At 62.3% G+C, this 23,369-nt stretch carries 16 protein-coding genes and 1 tRNA gene; 4 read left to right on the top strand and 13 right to left on the bottom strand.

Features of this window, described 5'->3' with window-relative positions; translation table 11 throughout:
• Positions 1-427: 427 nt before the first annotated feature.
• Together thrS and ABHT90_RS05125 are read right to left on the bottom strand one after the other, a co-directional pair.
• Entirely contained in the window at positions 428-2,191 is a 1,764-nt protein-coding gene (thrS, locus tag ABHT90_RS05120) for a threonine--tRNA ligase (RefSeq protein ID WP_346981828.1), read from the bottom strand.
• A 227-nt stretch (positions 2,192-2,418) separates the two neighbouring features.
• The gene (locus tag ABHT90_RS05125) at positions 2,419-2,850 is read right to left on the bottom strand and encodes a double zinc ribbon domain-containing protein (RefSeq protein ID WP_055251579.1); all 432 of its coding nucleotides are present in this window, start codon (positions 2,848-2,850) and stop codon (positions 2,419-2,421) included.
• Positions 2,851-3,415: 565 nt separating this feature from the next.
• Here ABHT90_RS05125 and ABHT90_RS05130 point away from each other — a divergent pair.
• The 4 genes from ABHT90_RS05130 (at position 3,416) to ABHT90_RS05145 (ending at position 7,845) form a co-directional block, all read left to right on the top strand.
• Positions 3,416-4,870 carry an NAD(P)/FAD-dependent oxidoreductase gene (locus ABHT90_RS05130; RefSeq protein WP_346981829.1) on the top strand — a complete coding sequence of 485 codons (1,455 nt, stop codon included), beginning with the start codon at positions 3,416-3,418 and terminating at the stop codon, positions 4,868-4,870.
• 1 nt (position 4,871) lies between these two features.
• Positions 4,872-6,224: an NAD(P)/FAD-dependent oxidoreductase gene (locus tag ABHT90_RS05135; protein WP_346981830.1), complete on the top strand. Its 1,353-nt coding sequence runs from the start codon at positions 4,872-4,874 to the stop codon at positions 6,222-6,224.
• 4 nt (positions 6,225-6,228) lie between these two features.
• Positions 6,229-6,636, top strand: a complete 408-nt coding sequence (locus tag ABHT90_RS05140; RefSeq protein ID WP_346981831.1) for a DUF1667 domain-containing protein — start codon at positions 6,229-6,231, stop codon at positions 6,634-6,636.
• A 120-nt stretch (positions 6,637-6,756) separates the two neighbouring features.
• Positions 6,757-7,845, top strand: a complete 1,089-nt coding sequence (locus ABHT90_RS05145) for a M24 family metallopeptidase (protein ID WP_346981832.1) — start codon at positions 6,757-6,759, stop codon at positions 7,843-7,845.
• Between the two features lie 351 nt (positions 7,846-8,196).
• Here the strand turns inward: ABHT90_RS05145 and ABHT90_RS05150 are convergent, their stop codons facing one another.
• The 11 genes from ABHT90_RS05150 to mobA form a co-directional block, all read right to left on the bottom strand.
• On the bottom strand, positions 8,197-9,540 hold the full coding sequence (locus ABHT90_RS05150) for a bifunctional folylpolyglutamate synthase/dihydrofolate synthase (RefSeq protein ID WP_346981833.1): 1,344 nt from the start codon (positions 9,538-9,540) through the stop codon (positions 8,197-8,199).
• 246 nt (positions 9,541-9,786) lie between these two features.
• Entirely contained in the window at positions 9,787-12,483 is a 2,697-nt protein-coding gene (locus ABHT90_RS05155) for a valine--tRNA ligase (protein ID WP_346981834.1), read from the bottom strand.
• A 287-nt stretch (positions 12,484-12,770) separates the two neighbouring features.
• Positions 12,771-14,180 (bottom strand): ATP-dependent Clp protease ATP-binding subunit ClpX, encoded by a 1,410-nt coding sequence (gene clpX / locus ABHT90_RS05160; RefSeq protein WP_346981835.1) that lies wholly within the window; start codon positions 14,178-14,180, stop codon positions 12,771-12,773.
• A gap of 1 nt (position 14,181) precedes the next feature.
• Complete coding sequence (locus ABHT90_RS05165) at positions 14,182-14,802, bottom strand: ATP-dependent Clp protease proteolytic subunit (RefSeq protein WP_022095182.1); 621 nt, start codon at positions 14,800-14,802, stop codon at positions 14,182-14,184.
• A gap of 163 nt (positions 14,803-14,965) precedes the next feature.
• Positions 14,966-16,267: a trigger factor gene (tig, locus tag ABHT90_RS05170; RefSeq protein WP_346981836.1), complete on the bottom strand. Its 1,302-nt coding sequence runs from the start codon at positions 16,265-16,267 to the stop codon at positions 14,966-14,968.
• An 87-nt stretch (positions 16,268-16,354) separates the two neighbouring features.
• Positions 16,355-16,438, bottom strand: a tRNA-Leu gene (locus ABHT90_RS05175).
• A gap of 140 nt (positions 16,439-16,578) precedes the next feature.
• Positions 16,579-19,410, bottom strand: coding sequence for a molybdopterin-dependent oxidoreductase (locus tag ABHT90_RS05180; protein ID WP_346981837.1), 2,832 nt, complete (start codon positions 19,408-19,410; stop codon positions 16,579-16,581).
• Positions 19,410-20,312, bottom strand: coding sequence for an FAD binding domain-containing protein (locus tag ABHT90_RS05185; protein ID WP_346981838.1), 903 nt, complete (start codon positions 20,310-20,312; stop codon positions 19,410-19,412). The genes ABHT90_RS05180 and ABHT90_RS05185 overlap by 1 nt, the downstream gene beginning before the upstream one ends.
• A gap of 241 nt (positions 20,313-20,553) precedes the next feature.
• Entirely contained in the window at positions 20,554-21,909 is a 1,356-nt protein-coding gene (gdhA, locus tag ABHT90_RS05190) for an NADP-specific glutamate dehydrogenase (RefSeq protein ID WP_346981839.1), read from the bottom strand.
• A 333-nt stretch (positions 21,910-22,242) separates the two neighbouring features.
• Positions 22,243-22,638 carry a putative Se/S carrier protein gene (locus ABHT90_RS05195; RefSeq protein WP_055286188.1) on the bottom strand — a complete coding sequence of 132 codons (396 nt, stop codon included), beginning with the start codon at positions 22,636-22,638 and terminating at the stop codon, positions 22,243-22,245.
• Positions 22,639-22,653: 15 nt separating this feature from the next.
• Positions 22,654-23,286 (bottom strand): molybdenum cofactor guanylyltransferase, encoded by a 633-nt coding sequence (gene mobA, locus ABHT90_RS05200; protein ID WP_346981840.1) that lies wholly within the window; start codon positions 23,284-23,286, stop codon positions 22,654-22,656.
• Between the last annotated feature and the right edge of the window lie 83 nt (positions 23,287-23,369).

Below are 23,369 nucleotides of genomic sequence, written 5' to 3' on the forward strand. Positions count from 1 at the left end.
CGCGACACACGCGGATGCAGGGGCGTTAAGAACAGGCTTCTCGCTCGCAGCTAGGCGCAGTCGCAAAAGTACAGGTTTTCGCATCTTTCGACGAAGCTCATTATACGAGTAAATCCAGACCGTTTTCCCAGATTGCGCAAATTTCAGCGCGAACGGACACATCTCCATACCCCACTACAAAAACCTGTACATTTTTGCGCAACAAAAAAGCCGCTCTACCAGCGGCTTTTCCTGTATCGGAGCAATATTGCTCATTTATGGGGGGCATCCGTGCTTTACCAAACGGTTACGGGGGCTGTCGGCATCTTGTGGGCGCGGAACACCTACGGCCTACGCTCCTCCGCCCCTTGCTCGGCATAAAAAACGCGGCTGCCCCGTGCATGGGACAGCCGCGTATACATGCGGTTTATAAACCTTTGGCGTCACCTTAGGCGCGAGTCTTGATCTCCTCGAGCACCTTGGCAACAAACTCATCAACGCTCATCTGAACGGTCTCGTTGGAGCGATCGCGGACGGAGATGTTGCCGGCCTCGACCTCCTTCTCGCCCAGGATGAGCATGTAGGGCACGCGGTCGATGCTGCGGGCCTCGCGGATCTTGTAGCCGATCTTCTCGTCGCGGTCGTCGCAGACCACGCGAATGCCGGCCTCCTCCAGCTTGGCGCACACCTCATGGGCGTAGTCGCGGCTCTTCTCGGAAACCGGAAGTGCCTTGACCTGCACGGGAGCCAGCCAGGTGGGGAACTTGCCCGCAAAGTGCTCAATCAGAATACCGATGAAGCGCTCGATAGAGCCAAAGCACACGCGATGCAGCATGATGGGGCGCTTCTTGGTGCCGTCGGCGTCCACGTACTCCAAGTCAAAGTTGAGCGGCATCTGGAAATCGAGCTGGACGGTACCGCACTGCCAGGTACGGCCGAGCGAGTCCTCCAGGTGGAAGTCGATCTTGGGGCCGTAGAAGGCACCGTCGCCCTCGTTGACCTCGTAGTCCATGCCCAGCTTCTCCAGAGCGGTGCGCAGGCCCTCCTCGGCGCGAGCCCAGTCCTCGTCGGAACCCATGGAGTCCTCGGGGCGGGTGGAAAGCTCAACGTGGTACTTAAAGCCAAACTTTTGGTACACGGAGTCGATGAGGTTGACCACGCCCACGATCTCGTCGGTCAGCTGGTCGGGACGCACAAACAGGTGGGCGTCGTCCTGGTTAAAGCAGCGCACGCGGAACAGTCCGTGCAGGGCGCCGCGCAGCTCGTGACGGTGCACCAGGCCAATCTCGCCGGCGCGGATGGGCAGCTCGCGGTAGGAGTGCGGCTTGGAAGCGTACACCAGCACGCCGCCCGGGCAGTTCATGGGCTTAATGCAGTACTCTTCATCATCGATGACGGTGGAGTACATGTTGTCCTTGTAGTGGTCCCAGTGGCCCGAGGTCTTCCAAAGCTGCTTGTTCATGATGAGCGGCGTGGAGATCTCCACGTAGCCGGCCTTGTGGTGGATCTCGCGCCAGTAGTCCAGCAGCGTGTTCTTAAGGATCATGCCGTTGGGCAGGAAGAACGGGAAGCCGGGGGCCTCGTCGCGCATCATAAAGAGGTCCATCTCGCGGCCGATCTTGCGGTGGTCGCGTTTCTTGGCCTCCTCCAGCATGTGCATGTGCTCGTCGAGCTCCTCCTTGGTGGCAAAGGCGACGCCGTTGATGCGGGTGAGCATCTTGTTGTCCTTGTCGCCCTTCCAGTAAGCGCCCGAAACACCAGTGAGCTTAAAGGCCTTCAGCGCCTTGGTGTAGCAGATGTGGGGGCCGACGCACATGTCGATGTAGTCGCCCTGCTGGTAGAAGGTGATACGGGCGTCGTCTTCCAGGTCGCCGATGTGCTCGACCTTGTACTTCTCGCCGCGCTCCTCCATAAGGGCGATGGCCTCGGCGCGGGGCTTCTCGTACACGGAGAACTTAAGGTTCTCCTTGACGATCTTTTTCATCTCGGCCTCGATCGCGGGGAAGTCGTCCTCGCTGATCTTGACGCCCTCGGGCAGGTCGACGTCATAGTAAAAACCGTTGTCGGTCGCGGGGCCGTAGGCAAAGTCGGCCTGAGGGTACAGGCGCTTGATGGCCTGCGCCATGATGTGCGCGGCAGAGTGGCGGATGACGTGCGTGACCTCGTCCTGCGGGAGCTCGGCCACCGAACCGTCATTGTAGAGTGCCTTCATGGTTATGTTTTCTCCTCTCGGATGCCTGATGCAAGTGCGTGCGATGCGCTCGGCGTTTTAACTTGCATCATTATAGGCAGGTTGCCTTGGTATACAAGCGCCCGCCGCACCTTAATGGCACGGCGGGCGATTTTCTACGCATGCTTCATCGTGTGAGGGCGGGGTGTGGGGCGCGCGTGCGGCTTGCGGCGTGCCCGTGGTTTGCGGCCGGCCCGGCGATGGATGCGTTACTGGATGCGAGTTCGGCAGTAGGGGCAGACCTTCCAGTGCGCATCGAGCGGGCGATGGCAGCTGGGGCATACGTTGCGAACCTGAGTATCGCACACCGGACAGACGACGAAGTCCTTCTCGATGGGTGCACCGCACTGCGGGCAGGTGCCGTACTGGGCAAGCTGGCGCTCGCGCAGGGCCATGTCCAGCTCCTGCTCCTCGCGATCGGACGCGTAGGAGTGCGGGCGCAGGACCAGGTAGGCAATGAGGCCCACAAACGGGATGAGGGCGATGATGCCCCATGCCACGTAGGCGCTGGCGCCGCGGCGGCGAGCGTCGATGAACACATAGACGACCGACAGCACATACAGGGCGATGATAAAGCCAACGAAGGCATAGACGACGCCCATAAGCTGCGGCGACATGAGCTCGGAGATGTACTTGGACATTACGGGAACCTTTCGGAATATTAACAGTCCGGTCAAGTTTACCACGGGGTTTGTTTATATGGGACCACGGCCGGGTACGGGGCTGGCGCGGACACAAACATCTCAATCTGTAACAGTTAGGACCGGAATCCGGGTCTAGATGTTACAGATCGAGACACAGGGGTCCCTCCCCGACTTCAATCTCGACCTGTAACATCTTGGGTCCCAAAACCCCTCTTACTGTTACAGATCGAGACATTCAAAATCCGCCGGAAGGTTTGTCTCGATCTGTAACATCTAGAACCCAAATCATCAGCTAACTGTTACAGATCGAGACAAAGAAAAAACTCCAGACCGAATGTCTCAATCTGTAACAGTTGCTCAGCAAAAACAGTCCCAGATGTTACAGATCGAGACAAATCTCCGGCATCGAAGGTAGCAGACGAGGTTATCGACGTTACTGAGTCTCCCCTCTCCTGCCGTTGGCGGATGTTGCGGGGCTGTTCGCCGCATTGCCGCCGCGCTGGGGGTGTGCAGACCGTAGGATAGTCTTATTGACAGCCTGTCAACTCGTCTGGGAGGCACTGTGACAGAAACGTTTGATATCGCAATTGTGGGCGCGGGCATTACGGGGTGCGCCATCGCGCGGCAGCTCGCGCGGTTTGACCTGTCCATTTGCGTGGTCGATGCAGCAAACGATATCGCGCTGGGCGCATCGAAAGCCAACGGCGGCCTGGTGCACGCCGGCTACGATCCGGCGCCGGGCACCGTAAAGGCACAGGTCAATGCCCATGGCTGCGAGTTGTACGGTACGTGGGCGCAGGAGCTGGGCTTTCTGTTCTGCCGCACCGGGTCGATGGTATTGGGGTTTAACGACGAGGACCGCGCACATCTGGAGCAGCTGCGCCAGAATGGCCTGGCCAACGGTGTGCCCGAGCTGTCGATCGTCGGACCCGACCGCATCCACGAATTAGAGCCGCGCGCCAGTGCCGATGCAACGTACGCGTTGTGGTGCCCTTCGACCGGTTTTGTCGATCCGTTTGAGGTTGCCATCGCCGCGCTGGAGAACGCCGTGGCCAACGGGGTGACGTTTATGCGGTCTGCGCCAGTGGAGGTGATTGAAGTCGCGGGCTCGAACGACGGCGCGCGCTTTACACTGGTGTGCCCCGCTGGCAACGTGCGCTGTCGCTATCTGATCAATGCCGCGGGCAACGGCGCCGCCGACATCTCGCATATGGCCGGCGCCGAGGAATTCCAGATGGTCTGGCGTCAGGGCAACATCGTGGTGCTGGACAAGGAGCCGCGCACGCTCATGCCGCTCTACCCCGTGCCGACGCCGGTGTCGAAGGGCGTTATCGTCACGGGCACCGTGCACGGTAACACCGTGATCACCGCCACGGCCGCCGTGCGCGAGCCAGGCGACACGCAGACCTATGCGTGCGACGTCAACGCGCTGCTAACCGGCGCGCGCAAGCTGGTGCCCGACCTGGACACACGCCGCGTGGTGCGCGCGTTTGCCGGCGGGCGTCCGGTCATTCAGGGAACGAACGATTTCATTATTGGACAGTCGGCCGTGGTGCCGGGGCTGTTCCAGGCGGCGGGCATTCAGTCGCCGGGCGTGGCAAGCGCGCCGGCCATTGCCGAGCGCATGGAGCTTGTGATGCGTGAGGCGGGCGTGGAGCTGCATGAGCGGGCGGACTGGAACCCAATTCGCCGCGCGCCGGACGACTTTGACCGCGCGCCGCTTGCGCGTAAGGAGGAGCTCATTGAGTCCGATCCCGCGTGGGGACAGATTGTCTGCCGCTGCGAGACGGTGCCCGAAGCCGAGATCGTGGCCGCGATCCGACGCCAGCCGGGCGCGGTTTCGGTGGAGGGCGTCAAGCGCCGCTGCCGCGCCGGCATGGGTCGGTGCCAAAGTGGCTTTTGCCAGAGCCGTGTGGTGGCGATTCTTGCCCGAGAGCTGGACTGCGACCCCAGCGAGGTATTACTGGAGGACGCCGACTCCTGGCTGGTTGAGGGACCTTTGAAGGGGGTGCGCTAGGATGGCGGAATTCAAATCGAGTGCGATTGATTGCGGCGTCGTAGAAGCCGTACATACGCAAGCCTTCGACGTGGTCGTTATCGGCGGCGGACCTGCCGGCATGGCGGCCGCGCTGGCCGCGTATAAGGCAGGCGCACGCGTGGCCATCGTGGAGCGCGAGCAGCATCCGGGCGGCATCCTCCGCCAGTGCATCCACCCCGGCTTTGGCCTGTCGCACTTTAAACAGGAGCTCACCGGTCCCGAATACGCGCAGCGCTTTATCGACCAGGTGCGCGCGACCGACATTGCGCTGTTCTTGGACAGCATGGTGCTTGGGATCGATTCGGACGAGCCTACGGAAGAGACCGCGGTCCATACCGTCACGCTCATGAGCCCCGCCGGCATGCTACAGCTCACCGGACGCGCGGTCGTCCTTGCTATGGGATGCCGCGAGCGCACCCGCAGCGAGATCAAGATTCCCGGTAGCCGTCCCGCCGGCGTGTTTACGGCCGGCTTGGCGCAGCGATACATCAATATCGAAAACCTTAAACCCGGCTCGCGCGCCGTCATTTTGGGCTCGGGCGACATCGGGCTTATCATGGCGCGCCGCTGCACGCTCGAGGGGATTTCGGTCGAGGGCGTGTACGAGCTCATGCCGTACGCCAACGGACTGCGCCGCAACGTCAAGAACTGCCTAGACGACTTTGGCATTCCGCTGCACCTGTCCACCACCGTCACGCGCGTGATCGGGCACGACCGTGTGGAGGCCGTCGAGGTGAGCCAAGTCGACGAGCGTCTGGCTCCCATTGCCGGGACCGAGCGCATTATTCCGTGTGACACACTGCTGCTTTCGGTGGGATTGATTCCCGAGAATGAGCTTTCGGTTGCAGCAGGCGTGGAGCTTGACCCGCGCACGCGCGGCGCAGTGGTGGACCAGAGCCTGCAGACGGGCGTGCCGGGCATCTTTGCCTGCGGTAACGTGCTGCACGTGCACGACCTGGCCGACAACGTGACGACCGAGTCCGAGCGCGCCGGTGCGGCAGCGGCGGCGTGGGCGTTGGGCGGCGCCGAGGCGTGCGCTGCGGGCACGGGCTGCGAGCTCACGGTCTCCCCTGCCGGCATTGCGGGCTACGCGCTGCCGGGACGCATTACGGCTGTGGCGCTCACCAAGCTGAACTTCCGCGTGCGCCGACCGGTCGACACCGCCCGCGTGCGCATTCTGGCAGGCGGCGAGGAGCTGTTTGCGGGCAAGGTCCGCGCGTTTAAACCGAGCGTTATGGAAAGCTTTCCACTGCAGGCAAAGGTCATCAAGCAGGCACTCGACATGGGTGCCAGCGAGCTTATTCTGTCCGTCGATCCCATTGAGGAGGCATAAGGCCATGAGCACGAATGCGACCGAGACGCTGCAGTTCAACTGCACCACTTGCCCATCCGAATGCCTCCTGACCGTAGAGGTGGAGCGCGATGCCAACGGCGCCGTGGCAGAGGTTCGCTCCGTAACCGGTAACAACTGCCCACGCGGCGACAAGTTCGCACATCAGGAGCTCACCTGCCCCATGCGCGTGCTCACGACGACCGTGGCCGTCTCCGGCGGCGACGAAGCCCTGCTCCCCGTGCGCACGGCCGAAGCCATCCCGCTGGCACTCCACGCCCAAGCCATGGACCTCATCCGCGGCGTTGTCGTCGAGGCCCCCATCCGCATGGGCGACGTCGTGCTAGAGAACCTCCTAGACACCAACATCAACCTAATCGCCAGCATGGACATCGACCCCCGCCTAAGCAGCTAATTTAGGACAGGGCTCTTTTAGCTGCTTGGCAAGGAGTGTCCCCAGGTGCCGGCATAAAAGGAACGTCCCTATGTGCCGAGCTTGGGATACCATGGTGGCACCATAGTGAAAGGATGTTTCATGGCACATGTCGATGACCAGCGTGTGGCACGCGTGCTCGATGCGCTCGAGGCTCAGCACCCCGGCGCACAGCTGCTCGTAAACGACCCGTGGTCGATTTACTATCTGACCGGCTTTTATGCCGATATGTTCGAGCGTTTTTGCGGCGTGCTGCTCGCGCGCGATTGCGAGCCCGTGATCCTGGTCAACGCGCTGCATCAGCTGCCCGAGTATGATAATGCGCGCGTTGCCTACCACAACGATACCGACGTCGTGACCGACGCCATCGCGAGTGAGATCGACCCAGCCAAGCCGCTTGGCATCGACACCGTCATGCGCTCCGGCTTTTTGATGCCGCTCATGGAGCGCCACGCCGCCAGCGAGTTCTTCCTAGGCGACTTTGCCGTCACCGCCGCGCGCACCCACAAGGATGCCGCCGAGCAGGAGCTTATGCGCGTGTCCTCGGCAGCCAACGACGCCGTGATGGCCGACGCGATCAAGCTCGTCCACGAGGGCGTAACGGAGTGCGAGATCGCCGACCAGATGCTCAGCCTGTATCGCAAGCACGGCTGCGAGGGCTTTAGCTTTCCTCCCATAGTGAGCTTTGGCGCCAACGCCGGCGACCCACATCACGAACCCGACGGCACCGCGCTCAAGCGCGGCGACGTGGTGCTGTTCGACATTGGCGGACGCCGCCGCAACTACTGCTCGGACATGACACGCACATTCTTTTGGGGCGAGCCGGACGAGGAGACGACACGCATCTACGACATCGTGCGCCGCGCCAACGAAGCCGCCGAGGGGCTCATCGCCCCGGGCGTGCGCATGTGCGACCTGGACCGCGCCGCACGCGACGTGATTGAGGGTGCGGGCTACGGCAAATACTTTACGCATCGCCTGGGCCACTCGATTGGTCTGCAGGACCACGAGCCGGGCGACGTCTCGCTGGTCAACGAGCAGGTTGTAGAGCCAGGCATGACGTTCTCCATCGAACCGGGCATCTACCTCCCCGGCCGCACCGGTGTCCGCATCGAGGACCTGGCCCTGGTGACCGAGAACGGCGTCGAGATTCTCAACGCCTACCCCCACGATCCGGTCCGCCTCGACTAGCCAATGCGCCAAAGGGACAGCCCCGTTGACACATTCCGCTAACGTCGCGCCACGAAAGCGGGCTATCTACTACGTTTAACCCGCATAGGTCGACCATGCGGGTCTTTTTTAAAAATCAGCAAGCCGTCTACCTGCGATTTTTATTTCACGATTTTCCGTGTGGTCGAGAGTAGTCGCCAAAACGTAGTAGATAAGCCCATTTCGTGGCAAGCAAGTCAACTCGAGGAGCAGGGTAGTCAAAATAGCCCCGTCCCAAATTGACTACTTTTAAGTTGCGGTGATATACGGACTGTTTGAGGCTTCTGGCTTGTAAAACAGTCCGTATTTCACCGCAACTGATGAGGGGATGGGTTAACGGAGCAAGCCCGCTACTTCGCCGGCTAGGGTGATGGTGCCGGCGGCTACGAAGGACTCGCCCGCGGCATCGAAAGCCGCGAGGGCCTCGGATACGCTGGGGTACACGCCCGCGAGCTTGTCGGCGTCCACCAGGGAGGCAAGCTCCTGTGCGGGCAAGGCGCGATCGGAATCGGTCTGGGTTACGACCACGCGGGGGAACGCCGGAACCAGAACGTCAACGATACCCGCCACGTCCTTATCGGCCAGCGCGGCGCACAGCAGCGTGGGGCGATTCTCTACGCACGAATCGATCTCGTCCAGTGCGCTCACAAAGTTCTCGCAGCTCTGTGGGTTATGGCAGGCGTCGATCAGCTTGAGCGGATCAGTTCCCAGCACATCAAATCGGCCCGGCGTGGGGCAGCCCATAAGCGACGCAACGAGCTTGTCATGATCGAGCTCGCGACCCAGATACCCCTCGCACAGCATAATCGCGCACGCGGCATTCTGCGGCTGATACGCCGGCTTGACCATGCTCGACGTATAAATCGCACGCGGCGTAGTGCAGCTAAACTCAACCGTATCGCCCACATGCGCCGGCACCTTGGTCGTGGCATGGCTCACCACCAGCGGCACAGTGCCGCACTCGCGACAACGTGCATCCATCACGCGCTGAACACTCGCCTCATGCGTGCCCTCACCCAGTACAACCAGGCGCCCGGGTTTAATGACCGCAGCCTTCTCCCCCGCAATGGCCTCGAGCGTGTCGCCTAAAATACGTGTGTGATCGAGCCCAATGCCCGTAATGGCGACGGCCACGGGATCGGTCGCACTCGTGGCGTCCCAACGTCCGCCCATGCCAACCTCGAGCACGGCAACATCCACCGCGGCCTCGGCAAACACCACAAGCGCGGCGACCGTCAGCAGGTCAAACGGCGTGATGGCATAGGCACGCTCGCCCGCTGCCACACGGCGCACATTCACACGACGCCCCGCCTCGACAGCGGCAGAGACACCGCGGGCAAAGGCCTCATCGCTCACGACGCGGCCATCGACCTCCATGCGCTCGGGATAGCGCACAAGCTGCGGCGACGTATACAGCGCGGTCTTGAGTCCCTCGCCGCGAAGGATAGCAGCCGAAAAACGCGTGGTCGAAGTCTTGCCATTGGTACCGGCAACCTGAATGCAATCGAAATACTCGTCCGGACGTCCCAGCTCATCGAGCATATCGACAACCGTCTCGAGCAGAGGACCAGCATCCCCAGAAATCCGCCCCGTATCAGCAGCCAAAGCAACAGCCTCACCAAACGAAAGCAAATCAAACTCAAAAGGAACGGTATACAAGCCAGAACGCTTAGGCATTTTTAGAACCGCCATTCATAGAAAAATAAAACAGTATAGGTTGAGGATAGTCAGCGAAAACGCCTCTGATGAGCCAAGGTGCCGTGAAACAAGGGCGCATAGGGCTTATGCCCATGCGCCCGAAGTTGAACGGCAGATTGGCCATCAGAGGCGTTTGCAGCGTCGAGTCAGCCGCCGTTCGTTAGAACGGCGGAATAGGTGTCCGCAGCGGAGAGCAAAGCATCGGGACGCGTCCCCGAGTAAACCTTACGAGAAGTCAGCGACCTGAGCAGTCAGCGCCACCAGGATCTCCTTGAGCTCAGCTGCACGGTCCCTCTTCTTCTGGACCACCGCAGGCGCGGCCTTAGCCACAAAGCCCTCGTTGGCAAGGGTCTTCTCGCAGCCAGCAAGCTCCTTCTGCGCCGCGGCGATCTCCTTCTCCAGGCGTGCCTTCTCGGCCGAAAGGTCGACCTTGCCCTCGAGCACCACAAAGACCTCGACGCCGCTGTCGACCACGGCGATGCTCGCGGCCGGCTTCTCGACGTCGGTACCCATGACCAGCGAAGCGGTGTTCGCCAGCGGCTCGATGGTCGAGCGCAGGCTCTCGAGCTTCTCGATGTCCTCGGCGCCGGCGCGCACGACCACGTCGAGCTCGGCCTTGGGGCTCAAGCGATAACGCGAACGCGTGGCGCGAGCGGCAGACACGACGGTACGGCACAGCTCAAACGCGCGCTCGGCATCCTCATCAACATACTTGGCGTAGTCGGTGGGCTCGGGCCACTTGGCGATCATGAGCGCCTCGGCGCGGTCCACGTTGCCCTCGGCGTCCAGGTCGAGCACGCTCGCCGGCATGTTGTCCCAGATCTCCTCGGTGACAAACGGCATGAGCGGGTGCATCAGGCGAATGGAGGTGTCGAGCACAAAGATCAGGTTGCGCTGGGCCTGCAGACGGCCCTCGCCCTTCAGGCGGGCCTTGGTGACCTCGACGTACCAGTCGCAGACCTCGTTCCAGAAGAACTGCTGCACGCCGCGGGCCATGTCGCCAAAGGTGTAGTTCTCGATACCCTCGGTAACCATCTTGACGGCCTTGGCAAGGCGGCTGAACATCCAGGCGTCGGCCGGCGTCTCCACGACGGGCTCGCCGGGCGTGTAGCCCTCCATGTTCATGAGCAGGAAGCGGCTGGCGTTCCAGATCTTGGTCACAAACGACTTGGCCTGCTCGGTGCGCGGGCTGTCGATGAGCTTCTTGGTCTTCTTGTCGATGTTCGCGTCGAACTTGACGTCCTGGTTGTTGGTGCAGAGCGTCAGCAGGTTGAAGCGCATGGCGTCGGCGCCGTACATGCCGATGAGGTCCATGGGGTCAACGCCGTTGCCCTTGGACTTGGACATGCGGCTGCCGTCCTTGGCAAGAATCGTCGGGTAGATGACGACATCCTTAAACGGCACCTCGTCCAGGAAGTACAGCGAGCTCATGACCATGCGGGCAACCCACAGCGCGATGATGTCGCGTGCGGTGACGAGCGCCGTCGTGGGGTGATGCCCCTCGAGCAGCTCCGGCTTTTGCGGCCAGCCCTGCGTGGCAAAGGTCCACAGCTGCGAGCTGAACCAGGTGTCCAGCACGTTCTCGTCCTGGTGCACGTGATGGCCGCCGCACTTGGGGCACACGTCGGTGTCCTCGGTAAGGGCGTCCTCCCAGCCGCAGTCCTCGCAGTAGAACACGGGGATGCGGTGGCCCCACCACAGCTGGCGGCTGATGCACCAGTCCTTGAGGTTCTCCATCCAGGTGGTGTAGGTCTGCGTCCAGCGCGCGGGGTGGAAGGTGACCTTGCCGGAGTTGACGGCGTCGAGCGCCGGTCCCTTGAGCTTGTCGACGGCCACGAACCACTGCTCGGACAGCCACGGCTCCAGCGCGGAGTCGCAACGGTAGCAGTGCATGACGGAGTGATCGAGTTCGTCGGCGTGATCGAGCAGGTCGTGCTCCTCAAACCACTTGATTACGGCCTCGCGGCACTCGTCGCGGTTCATGCCGGTGAACTCGCCGTAGCCCTCGACGACCACCGCGTGCTCGTCAAAGATGTTGATCTGCGGCAGGTCGTGAGCCTGACCCATGGCGTAATCGTTGGGGTCGTGGGCCGGGGTGACCTTGACGAAGCCGGAACCAAAGTTGGCGTCGACATGCCAATCCTCAAAGATGGGGATCTCACGGTCGACGATGGGGAGCTTGACGGTCTTGCCCACAAAGGCAGCCTTCTCGGGGTCCTTCGGGGAGACGGCGACGCCCGTGTCGCCGAGCATGGTCTCGGGGCGCGTAGTGGCGACGACGATGTAATCCTGGCCGTTGACCGGCTCGGTCAGCGGGTAGCGCAGGTGCCACAGGTGGCCCTTCTCGTCCTTGTACTCGGCCTCGTCGTCCGAGATAGCAGTGGTGCAGTTAGGGCACCAGTTGACGATGCGCTTGCCGCGGTAGATCAGACCATCGTGGTACCAGTCGCAGAACACCTTGCGCACGGCCTGGGCGTAGTCCTCGTCCATGGTGAAGCGCTCGTTATCAAAGTCGACGGAGCAGCCCATACGCTTGATCTGCTCGACGATGATGCCGCCGTACTCGTGGGTCCAATCCCAGCAGGCGTCTACAAACTTGTCGCGACCGATCTCCAGGCGGCTGATGCCCTCGCTCTTGAGCTTCTTGTCGACCTTGGTCTGCGTGGCGATACCGGCGTGGTCGGTGCCGAGCACCCAGCGCGTGGACTTGCCGCGCATGCGGGCCATACGGATGATGGCGTCCTGGATGGAGTCGTCGGTGGCGTGACCCATGTGGAGCTTGCCGGTCACGTTGGGAGGCGGAATGGTTACGGTGCAGTCGCCCACGCCCTCGCGGCGCTTGTAGTAGCCGCCGTCGAGCCACTTCTGCAGGATCGCCGGCTCGTTGGTCGACGGATCGTAGTTCTTGGGCATCTCTTCCATATATCTCTCCCTGTCCCGCCGGGGAGGAATGTAGGCCCGATTTTCGCTCGGTCAGGTCCTGGGCTCGCTCGAAGACCACATTACGTGGTCTTCGGCTCGTGCGGAATCTACGAAAATCGGGCCTACATTCCTCCCCTTAGGTATCGATTACTTCAGTCTGTAATGACTTTGCCGAGGCTTAAACAAACACACAGAATAACACAGGTAGTTGGGGTTATTGCGTATATATAAAATAGCCTCCGACCGTGGATGGTCGGAGGCTATCGACAAAAACGTTTTGACAGGTTTTACCCGTAGATGCGTTGGGGCTGTTCATCGCCCTTTACGGAGGCTTCGGTCACGACGACCTTGGAAACGCCCTCCTCGCTGGGGAGGTCGAACATCGTCTGCTGCAGCACGTCCTCGCAGATGGAGCGCAGACCGCGGGCGCCGGTCTTGCGGGCAAGCGCCATGCGGGCGATCTCGTGCAGGGCGGCGTCCTCAAACTCAAGCTCAACGTCCTCGAGCTGGAACATCTTGCGGTACTGACGCACCACGGCGTTCTTGGGCTCAGTCAGGATCGACACCAGGTCGTCCTCGTCGAGCGCCTGCGTCTGGGTGACGACAGGCGTACGTCCCACAAACTCGGGGATCATACCAAAGGCGTTGAGATCCTGCGGGAGCACCTGGCGCAGCAGGTCGTTCTCATCGACCGAGGTGGGGCCGGCAATCTCGGAGTTAAAGCCCACGCCCTTGTTGCCCACGCGGTCGGCGATGATCTTGTCCAGACCAACAAAGGCACCGCCGCAGATGAACAGGATGTTGGTCGTGTCGATCTGCAGCAGCTCCTGCTGGGGATGCTTGCGGCCGCCGGTGGGCGGAACGCTTGCCACCGTGCCCTCAAGAATCTTAAGCAGCGCCTGCTGAACGCCCTCGCCCGAAACATCGCGGGTGATGGAGAGGTTCTCGGCCTTGCGGGCGATCTTGTCGATCTCGTCCACGTAGATAATGCCAACCTGCGCGCGCTCAATATCGCCATCGGCGGCATTGATGAGCTTGAGCAGGATGTTCTCCACGTCCTCGCCCACGTAACCGGCCTCGGTGAGCGCGGTGGCGTCGGCGATGGCAAATGGCACCTCGAGGATGCGCGCGAGCGTCTGCGCCAGAAGCGTCTTACCGGTACCGGTGGGGCCGAGCAGCAGAATGTTGGACTTGGCGAGCTCCACCTCATCCATATCATCGTCGAGCTGCGAGTCCAAACCGTCGTCAAAGGCCGAAAGCGCAGCACCGCCCTCGATCACGCGGCGGTAATGGTTGTACACGGCAACCGACATGGCGCGCTTGGCGTCCTCCTGGCCCATGACATAGGCCGAAAGCTCGTCATAAATCTCGTGCGGCGTCGGCACATGCGTAATGACCTGACGGGCGTCGTCCTCGAGCTCAAAGCCCTCGGCCTCGGGGTCCACGGCGGGCTGAGATGCAGCCTGCCCGTGATCGTTGAGAAAGCCCGGCAGCTTGCCGTTGCGGGCAGCGTCCATAAAGTCCGAAGCCAGCGACTCCTCCAAGATCTCGGAGCAGGCGGCGACGCACTCGTCGCAGATAAAGATGTTGGTCGGACCCTTTACAAGGCGGCGAACCTGCCCTTGCTCTTTTCCGCAGAAGGAGCAGCGGATGGGGTTGCCGTTCTCGTCAAAGTTGTCCTGCATGTTACCGGCCATCCTAGGCGTCCTTCGCGGCAAGGTCGCGCGAGGTGACGATACGGTCGATCAGGCCGTAGTCGAGGGCCTCGGCAGCGGTCAGGTAGTTGTCGCGCTCGGTGTCGGCCTGGACCTTCTCGATGGGCTGGCCAGAGGCGTCGGACAGGATCTGGTTGAGCTCGCGGCGGGTCTTCTTGATCTCCTCGGCCACGATCTCGATCTCGGTCTGCTGGCCCTGGGCACCGCCGCTGGGCTGGTGAATCATAACCTTGGAGTGAGGCAGGCAGAAGCGCTTGCCCTTGGCTCCGGCCGAAAGCAGCACAGCGGCCATAGACGCGGCCATACCGACGCAGATGGTGGAGACCTGCGGCTTAATGAAGTTCATGGTGTCCAGAATTGCCAGGCCGGAGTAGACCTCGCCACCGGGCGAATTGATATAGAGCGAGATATCCTTCTCGGCATCCTGGCTCTCAAGATGCAGCAGCTGGGCAACGACCAGGTTGGCGCTGACGGAGTTGATCTCCTCGCCCAAGAAGATGATGCGGTCGTTGAGCAGGCGCGAATAGATATCGTAGCTGCGCTCGCCGCGCGGCGTCTGCTCGATAACGTATGGCACGAGGGCGGAATCGAACTTAGCGATCATACGCATCTCCATTTCTCTCTTGCGGACCAAATTGGTTCTAGATAAACGTACGGTGCCCGCATGCTATGCATTGGCTGGCACCGTACGAAGCTACCGGATAACCGGTGTATAACTTTACCCCATCACGGGCGCACGCATGCGCTCGCGGGCAAGGTGGCGAGAATTACTCGGCGTCCTTGGCGGTCTCGTCGACCTCGGTCACCTTGGCGTTCTCGACCAGGTGGTCGACGGCCTTGGAGCGACGGATGGACTCGCGGACGGCAGGCATACGGCCATCGGCGATGAACTCAGCCTTGGAAGCCTCGACGTCCTTGACGCCGGCCTTCTCGAACTCGGCGTTGACGTCGTCCTCGGTGACCTCGATCTTGAGCTCACGGGCGAGGGCGTCGAGAGCAAGGGACTCACGGGCAACGTCGTTGGCCTGCTTGTGCAGGTCGCCGATGAACTGCTCCATGGTCAGACCGGAAGCGGGCAGCCAGGTGTCGAGCGTCATGCCGCGGGCAGCGAGGTTGGACAGGAAGTTCTGGCCAAGCTCCTCAAAGACGGACTGCTCGTAGTCGGCGTCCATCTCATCGAGCTGCAGGCGCTCGGCGAGAGCGGAGACGCAACGGTTCTCCTTCTCGGCCGGGAGGCGGGAAGCCTTGTCCTGCTCGATCTCGATCTTGATGGCGTCGCGCATGGCGTCGATGCTGTCGAAGCCAAAGTCGGACTTGACGAGCTCGTCGGTGAGCTCGGGGGTGTTGCGAACCTTGATGCCCTTGACGGTGACCTCGACGGTGTGGGTCTCGGCCTCCTCGCCCTCCTCGACCTCGTCGGTCCAGGTGACGGTCTTGACGTCGTCAACGTTGGCGCCGATCAGGGCCTCGTTGAACTCCTTGGGGTTGCTGTCGCTACCGGCGATGAGCATGCGGCCCTCGGCGGCAAAGTTGTCGGCGTTCTCGACGGCCTTGAGGTCGACGGTGACGTAGTCCTCGGCCTCGACGGCGCGACCCTCGACGTCCTCGAAAGTGGCACGGTAGTTGAGGAGCATCTCGACCTGGTTGTTGATCTCGGACTCGGTGACCTCCGCAGGGGGCATCTCGATCTCGACAGCGTCGAAGGAGGAGAGCTCAGCGGCAGGACGCAGGGAGAACTCGACGGTGTAGGTGTAGTCCTCGTGATCCTTGGCGAGGTCGAGGTCCTTGTAGTCACCGTTCTTGGTGGGGACGATGTCCAGCTCGTTGAGGACGGCGGGCTCGTTGGCGGCGATCAGGTCATTGGTGGCCTGGGCGAGGGTAGCCTCGGCGCCAAGAGCAGAGTCGATGACCGGACGGGGGGCCTTACCGGCGCGGAAACCCGGGAAGCGGTACTTCTTGGCGGTGTCCTTGTAGGCCTTCTTGATCGCGGCGTCGACGTCGGCGGCCGGGATGGTGACCGTAGCGGTGAGCTTGGCGTCCTTGACGTCAGAAGCGGTGATGTTCAACACGTTCCTCCTCATACTGCCCAGCTTATCTGAGGTGCTGGTACCTTTATGCAACAAGCGTCGCGAGGGCATAAGCCGACGCGGGTGCGTTGGTGCGGGCGAAAGGACTCGAACCTTCACGGGAATCCCACCAGAACCTAAATCTGGCGCGTCTACCAATTCCGCCACGCCCGCATGAGCGCACAGACTAGGAATGATAGCAGATACGAGCGGCAAGCGCACGCACACCTTTTACAGGCTCACGACCTCACCACGAGTGCAAAAGGCGGGGCGAGTTGCCCCGCCCCGCAAATTACGACTTGTTCGCAGACCCGCTACTCCCCCAGCAGGGCCTTCTCGGGCGTGATCGGCAGTGAGCGCACCTGGTGGCCGGTGGCGTGTGCCACGGCCGAGGCCACGGCGGCGAGCGGCGTGTTGATGACGACCTCGCCGATCGACTTGGCACCAAACGGACCCGTCGGCTCGTAGCTCGGCTCAAAGGCCACGCGTATGCTGCCGATATCCAGGCGCGTGGGTAGCTTGTAGCTCATAAAGTTGCCGGTGCGCAGACGGCCGCGGTCATCGTGCTCGACAATCTCGTAGAGCGCGTGGCCGATACCCTGGGCAATGCCGCCCTCGGCCTGGACGCGCGCAAGCGCCTCGTTGATCACGGTGCCGCAGTCCACAGCCGCCGCGTAGTCCACAACAGTCACCTTGCCGGTGGCCTTGTCGACCTCGACCTCGGCAATGCCGGCCATAAACGGCGGGGGCGAAACGGGCAGGCAGGCAGAGGCATGCGAGGTGAGCGCGTCGCCGCCCGCGATGTTCTTGACGCACAGGTTGGCAAAGTCGCGCAGCGTGAGGTAGCGGTTCTGCTCGCGCGCGGCACGCTCGTCGGACAGACGCACGTACTGACCATCGAAGACCACATCGGCGGCGTCCACGTCCCACATCTGGGCGGCTTTGGAGCAAATCTTCTCACGCAGCTCGGTCGCGGCGTTCTTGGCGGCAAGGCCCGTCACGTACGTACCCGAGCTCGCGTACGAGCCGGCGTCGAACGGCGACACATCAGTGTCCACGCCGCGCACCACGATCATCGAACTCTCCACGCCCAGTTCCTCGGCGGCAATCTGCGCCAGGATCGTGTCGACGCCCATGCCGTTATCGGTGGCTCCGGTGCCGATGGTAATGAAGCCGTCCTCTTCCAGGCGCATGTCGATGCCGGCGATGTCCACGTTGGAAATGCCTGAGCCCTGCATGGTGAGCGCGCAGCCCAGGGCGCGCACGCGGTCGCCCAGGTCTACGGCTAGCGGCTTGTCGCGCCAACCGATCATGTCCATCGCGCGCAGCAGGCAGCGGTCGAGCGCACAGGCGTTGAGCTTCTCGTTGTAGTACTGCGGCATGGTCTCGCCCTCGCGCACAATGTTCTTAAGGCGCAGGTCGGCGGGGTCCATGTGCAGCATGTCGGCGAGCTCGTTGACGGCGCTCTCCACGGCAAACTGGCCCTGGGTGGCACCGTAGCCGCGATACGCGCCGCCGCGGTTGGTGTTGGTGTAGACGGCGTCCCAGCTAAAGCGGCTCGCCTTCACATGGTTGTAGATGGGCAGGCTCTTGTGACCCGAAAGGCCGATCGTCGTGGTGGCGTGCTCGCCATACGCACCGGCGTTGGACAGCGTATGCAGGTCGATGGCCGTGATGGTGCCGTCGTTCATGGCGCCCAGCTTAACGGTCATCTGCATCTGGTGGCGCGAGTTGCCCGCGGTGATGGTCTCCTCGCGGGTGTAGCAGCAGTAGCTCGGACGGCCGGTCTGCTGGGTGACAAACGCCACGAAGATCTCGCAGCAGCCCGTCTGCTTGGAGCCAAAGCCGCCGCCGATGCGTGGCTTAATAACCTGCACCTGCGACTGCGGAATGTCGAGCGACTGCGCGACCATGCGGCGCACATGGAAGGGCACCTGCGTCGAGGTGGTCACCGAGATACGCCCGAACGTGTCGGTCGTTGCGAAGGCGCGGAAGGTTTCCATGGGCGCGGTCTGCGTGGCCTGGCTGGTGTAGGTGCGCTCAAAGACGATGTCGCTCTGGGCGAACGCCTCATCAAGGTCGCCAAAATCGCTGGTACCGCTGCACACCAGGTTGCGAGCAACGTCGCCGCCCTGCGGGAACATAAAGGTCACGTCGCCCTCGGGGTGGACCACGATGTCGTTATCGAGTGCCTGGGTAAAGTCGAGCAGCGGCTCGAGCACCTCATAGTCGACCTTGATGAGTTTGAGCGCCTTGTCGGCAGCCTCCTCAGTCTCGGCGGCGACGATCGCCACCTCCTCGTTTTGGTAACGGACGAGGTTCTCGAGAATCAGGCGGTCGTAGGGACTCGGCTGCGGATAGCTCTGGCCGGCAATGGTAAAGCGCCGCTTGGGCACGTCCTCGTAGGTGTAGACACCCACGACGCCGGGCACCTTCAGGGCGCGCGACGTATCGATGGAGCGGATCTTGGCGCGGGCATACGGGCTGCGCTTGAGTTTGACAATGAGCGCGCCGACGGGCACCAGGTCGCCCGTGTAGACGGGACGACCCTCGAGCAGCGCCTTCGAATCCTTCTTGGGCTGCTTGTGGGTGATCTGCTTGTACGCGACACCGTCGCAGCTCGTATCGTTGACGGGCAGCTCGGGCATCTCAAAGCCCACCTGAACGCCGAACTCGTTGAGGAAGCGGACAATGGCGCGCAGCTGGCTCTCGTAGCCGCTGCAACGGCAGAGGTTGCCGGCGAGCTGGCGCGAGAGCTCCTCGCGCGTGGCGACGAGGCTCGGGTCCTCCTTGGCGGCGCGGGCAAGCGCCAGCACGTTCATGATGAGGCCGGGGGCGCAAAAACCGCACTGCTCGGCGCCTTCGGCAGCCATCGCACGGGCCAGCGCCTCAGACTCGGCTTTGAGGCCCTCGAGCGTGGTGATGGTGTGGCCCTCGACGCGAGCGGCGGGAACCGAGCAGCTCAGCACCGGGTCGCCGTCGAGCCACACCGTGCACAGGCCGCAGTTGGTGGTCTCACAGGCGCAGCGCACCGACGAACAACCCTGCTCGCGCAACAGTGCAAAAAGCATGGTGTCGGGGGCAATCTGAACCTTGACCTTACGGCCGTTGAGCGTAAAGGAAAGATCGATGAGTTTGGCAGCCATTAGCGCACCTCGCTAGAATCGACGCCGGGCACGCGGCGGCAGGAATACTCGTCCGTGGCGAACTTAGGGATCTGCACGGTCTCGAGCTCGCGGGCAAGCGCGGCCGAAAGCTCGATGCCGGCGGCGCGACGCACGGCCTGAATCGCCAGCGGGGCCGAGATGCGGCGGCGGTAGTCGGCCGAGCCCCACAGGTTGGTGCCATAGCTCAGGGCACGCACGGATGCGGCGAGGGCGCGAAGCTCGTCCTCGGAAGGATGCTCGTTGGTAAGGCCGCACGCCTCGCCCTGCAGCAGGGTCGCGCGCAGCGGGCGGGCACCCACGGTGACATGCCAGGAGCCGTCCCAACAGGCGGCGGTAACGTTCAGCGAGGGAAAGTCGGTCGCGGCCTTGCGCACGGCCTCGTAGCTCGCACGGTAATCGTGCTTGACGACCACGACATGCTCGATAACGTCGCGCACGTAGCCCATGTCAACGAACTCCGCGAGCGGCACGCGGCCGGCGCCCGTCAACTCAACATAGGAATCGAGCGCGAGAAAGGCGGAGAGAACGTCCGAGAAGCCAAAGCGGCCGTAGATGCTGCCGCCCACCGTGGCGGTATTGCGCAGCTGCACGCCCACGATGTCGTGGACGGCGAACTCAAAGACATTGTTGACAAGCGCGTTGAGCCCGGCATGACGCTCGAGCTGGCGCAGGGTGCACATGGCACCGATGCGAAACTCGGTCTCGGTCTCCTCGATCTGATCGAGTCCGCAGGCCGAAAGGTCAATCGCCGTCGCCACGCGACGCGAACCCAGGCGCATCCAGATGCCGCCGCCCACAATCTTGTTGTTGCGGTTCTTCTGTAAGAGCTCATAGGCTTCGGCCGCGTTTCCAACACGGACGTAGGTACCGAAATTGAGCACGTTCTCCCCCATCCCTTCACTTGTCCAGTACTTTTAAGTGTACCAAACGAGGGGCCGCACACCGTTTTAGGACAAAATCCACCCACCCATCCATAACTTGCGGTGATATACGGACTGATTAGCCGTTCTGGGACGCTAAACAGTCCGTATTTCACCGCAAGTTATGAGGAGTCCTCCGGGATAGAAAAGGCTCCCAGCCGGATAGCTGGGAGCCTCATCACATGCTATGTCGAGCGAAGATTTAGCAGACGCCCTGAGCGAGCATGGCGTCGGCGACCTTCAGGAAGCCGGCGATGTTGGCGCCCATGACGAAGTTGCCCTCCTGGCCATACTCCTTGGCGGTGTCGTCCACGTTGTGGAACATGCCGCGCATGAGCTGCTCGAGCTTGCCGTCGACCTCCTCGAAGGTCCAGGACAGGTGCTCGGCATTCTGGCTCATCTCCAGGCCGGACACGAGCACGCCGCCGGCGTTGGCAGCCTTACCGGGCATAAAGGCAACGCCGTTCTCCTGGAAGTAGTTCGTAGCCTCGATGGTCGTGGGCATGTTCGCGCCCTCGCCGACCACCTTGCAGCCGTTGGCGACGAGCGCCTGGGCGTCCTCGAGCAGCAGCGTGTTCTCGCGAGCGCAGGGCAGCGCGATGTCGCAGGGCAGCTGCCACACGCCACGGCCGTCGCCCTCGTGCCACACGGCGTTGGGCTTCTCGTCAACGTACATAGCGAGCGTAACGCCCTTGTCGTGGCCGGAGCGCTTCTTGTTGTAGATGTGCTCGAGCACGGTGTAGTCGATGCCGTCGGAATCCTCGACCCAGCCGTGGGTGTCAGAGCAGGCGAGCACCTTGCCGCCGAGCTGGGAGACCTTCTGGACGGCGTAGATGGCGACGTTGCCGGAGCCATGAACGACGACGTTCTTGCCCTCGAAGGAGTCGCCGCGGCTCTTGAGGTACTCGTCCACAAAGTAAACCAGACCGTAACCGGTGGCCTCGGTACGGGCGAGCGAGCCGCCAAAGGAAAGGCCCTTGCCGGTAAGGACGCCGGTCCACTCGTTGGTCAGGCGCTTGTACTGACCGAACAGGTAGGCAACCTCGCGGCCGCCAACGCCCAGGTCGCCGGCGGGAACGTCGGTGTTGGGGCCAATGTGGCGATAGAGCTCGGTCATGAAGGACTGGCAGAAGTGCATGATCTCGTTGTTGGACTTGCCCTTGGGGTCAAAGTCGGAGCCGCCCTTGCCGCCGCCCATGGGAAGGGTGGTCAGGCTGTTCTTGAGGATCTGCTCCAGGCCCAAGAACTTGAGCATGCCCAGGGTGACCGTCGGGTTAAAGCGCAGGCCGCCCTTGTAGGGTCCAATGGCAGAGTTGAACTCGACGCGGTAGCCGCGGTTGACCTGGACCTTGCCCTGGTCGTCGACCCAGGGGACACGGAACATGACGATGCGCTCGGGCTCGACGAGGCGCTCAAGCAGGGCGGCCTCCTCGTACTCGGGATGGGCGTCGAGCGCCGGCTGGATGGTGCCGAGGATCTCTGTCGCGGCCTGGATGAACTCAGGCTGCTCGGGATAGCGGGCCTTGAGCTCGTCGAGAACTTTCTGCGTGTAGCTCATGCTTCCTCCAATTGATGGAAAAGAAAAGTATCGTTCGAGGCGCCCCATGCGCCGCGAGCTTTATCGAGTATGGATAATATCGCACTGTTGCAGCAAAGTTACGCATAAGCCGACGAGCAGATGTTTCGTTTTGATTACGATGCAGGTAGAGGCGTTTTTGAGCACCCAACGTACAAATCGCGTGTTTCGAAGCTGTTTCGTCCACGTGTTCCAATCCACCACATTGGGGACAGGCACCTTTGTGGTGGTTTTGACTCGTAATGCCACAAGAAGGCCATTCAAGCAGCGAAACCACCACAAAGGTGCCTGTCCCCAATGTGGTGGTTTTGGTGGTTAGAGGACGAGTTGGTGGTAGTCGGCGGGGGTTACGCGGCCCTCGGTGGCGGCGCGAAAGGCGGCGAGGGCATCGCCGGAGAACGGCATGGCCCAGCACAGGCCGCAACCCGCGGTAATGGAGCCCGGCAATGGCATGATGCGCCCGGGAACACCGGCGGCAAGGCACAGCTGCTCGCATTCCATCACATCGAAGGTGCTATCGAACGAAACGATAATCTTGCGCTCGTGGTCGAGGGCATCACCGGACGGGCCTTCGCGGTGTGCCTCACGATACGCCGCGGCGGCCGCTTCCTCTTCCGCAGTATGTCCACAGCCACCGCAACCGCAGGTACAGGGTTCGGACCCGTCGCAAGTGCAAGGTTCTCCCGTGTCGGGACAAATATCGTGAGACATGGCAACTCCCATCGTCTAGGCGAGCAGCTCGGCTGCCGCAAACTCCTCGGGTGTATTGACGTTTTCGAAGCAGAGCGTCGAGCCCGCGGCCTTAACGATCTGCGGCTCATCCATATAACCGGCCTGAACGCGATTGATCAGGCAGCGAATGCGCTGTCGGTCGCAGGAGAGCAGCTCTTGGGCAACCGGAGCACACGCATCACGGCGCCAGACGGCGCAAAGCGGCTCAATCCCCCGCTCCTCGCGCGGCACGCACACATCGAGCACCTCGGCCTCAACATGATCGGCAAGCGCGCCGATGAGTTCCGGCGAGACAAACGGCATATCGCAGGCTACGATCGCCACAAGCGGCAATCGGGCCGCGGCCAACGAGCTCGCGATGCCGCGCATGGCGCCCGCCGACCCCTCAAGGTCCGACACTATTCGCGGCACCAGGCCGCCAAACGTGCGCTCCTCAAGGTAGGCAAGCTCGCTGGGACGCGAAGTCGTCACGACCAACTCACCGGCAACTGGCGCCAACCGACCCAGCACGCGCTCGATGAGCGGCTCGCCGCAAAACGCCATGCGCGCCTTATCGCAGCCCATGCGCGAGGACAACCCGCCCGCCTGGACGACACAAGAAAGATCGGCACGTCTTACGGTAGTCATACGGCAAAACACCTCCATCGGCACGTTCATAATCCAGCACACGGGGCAAATACCGTAGGCGGCATGAGAGGCGGCACGGCAAA

The organism is Collinsella aerofaciens (assembly GCF_039758815.1).
Lineage (GTDB): Bacteria > Actinomycetota > Coriobacteriia > Coriobacteriales > Coriobacteriaceae > Collinsella > Collinsella aerofaciens_BP.

What these genes read in the sequence shown, in the direction of transcription:
- ABHT90_RS05125 (WP_055251579.1), bottom strand. Translation starts at nt 2,850, where the DNA reads ATGTCCAAGTACATCTCCGAGCTCATGTCGCCGCAGCTTATGGGCGTC.
- thrS (WP_346981828.1), bottom strand. Translation starts at nt 2,191, where the DNA reads ATGAAGGCACTCTACAATGACGGTTCGGTGGCCGAGCTCCCGCAGGAC.
- ABHT90_RS05150 (WP_346981833.1), bottom strand. Translation starts at nt 9,540, where the DNA reads ATGCCTAAGCGTTCTGGCTTGTATACCGTTCCTTTTGAGTTTGATTTG.
- ABHT90_RS05165 (WP_022095182.1), bottom strand. Translation starts at nt 14,802, where the DNA reads ATGATCGCTAAGTTCGATTCCGCCCTCGTGCCATACGTTATCGAGCAG.
- ABHT90_RS05195 (WP_055286188.1), bottom strand. Translation starts at nt 22,638, where the DNA reads ATGTCTCACGATATTTGTCCCGACACGGGAGAACCTTGCACTTGCGAC.
- mobA (WP_346981840.1), bottom strand. Translation starts at nt 23,286, where the DNA reads ATGACTACCGTAAGACGTGCCGATCTTTCTTGTGTCGTCCAGGCGGGC.
- ABHT90_RS05135 (WP_346981830.1), top strand. Translation starts at nt 4,872, where the DNA reads ATGGCGGAATTCAAATCGAGTGCGATTGATTGCGGCGTCGTAGAAGCC.
- gdhA (WP_346981839.1), bottom strand. Translation starts at nt 21,909, where the DNA reads ATGAGCTACACGCAGAAAGTTCTCGACGAGCTCAAGGCCCGCTATCCC.
- ABHT90_RS05140 (WP_346981831.1), top strand. Translation starts at nt 6,229, where the DNA reads ATGAGCACGAATGCGACCGAGACGCTGCAGTTCAACTGCACCACTTGC.
- ABHT90_RS05180 (WP_346981837.1), bottom strand. Translation starts at nt 19,410, where the DNA reads ATGGCTGCCAAACTCATCGATCTTTCCTTTACGCTCAACGGCCGTAAG.
- clpX (WP_346981835.1), bottom strand. Translation starts at nt 14,180, where the DNA reads ATGGCCGGTAACATGCAGGACAACTTTGACGAGAACGGCAACCCCATC.
- ABHT90_RS05145 (WP_346981832.1), top strand. Translation starts at nt 6,757, where the DNA reads ATGGCACATGTCGATGACCAGCGTGTGGCACGCGTGCTCGATGCGCTC.
- ABHT90_RS05155 (WP_346981834.1), bottom strand. Translation starts at nt 12,483, where the DNA reads ATGGAAGAGATGCCCAAGAACTACGATCCGTCGACCAACGAGCCGGCG.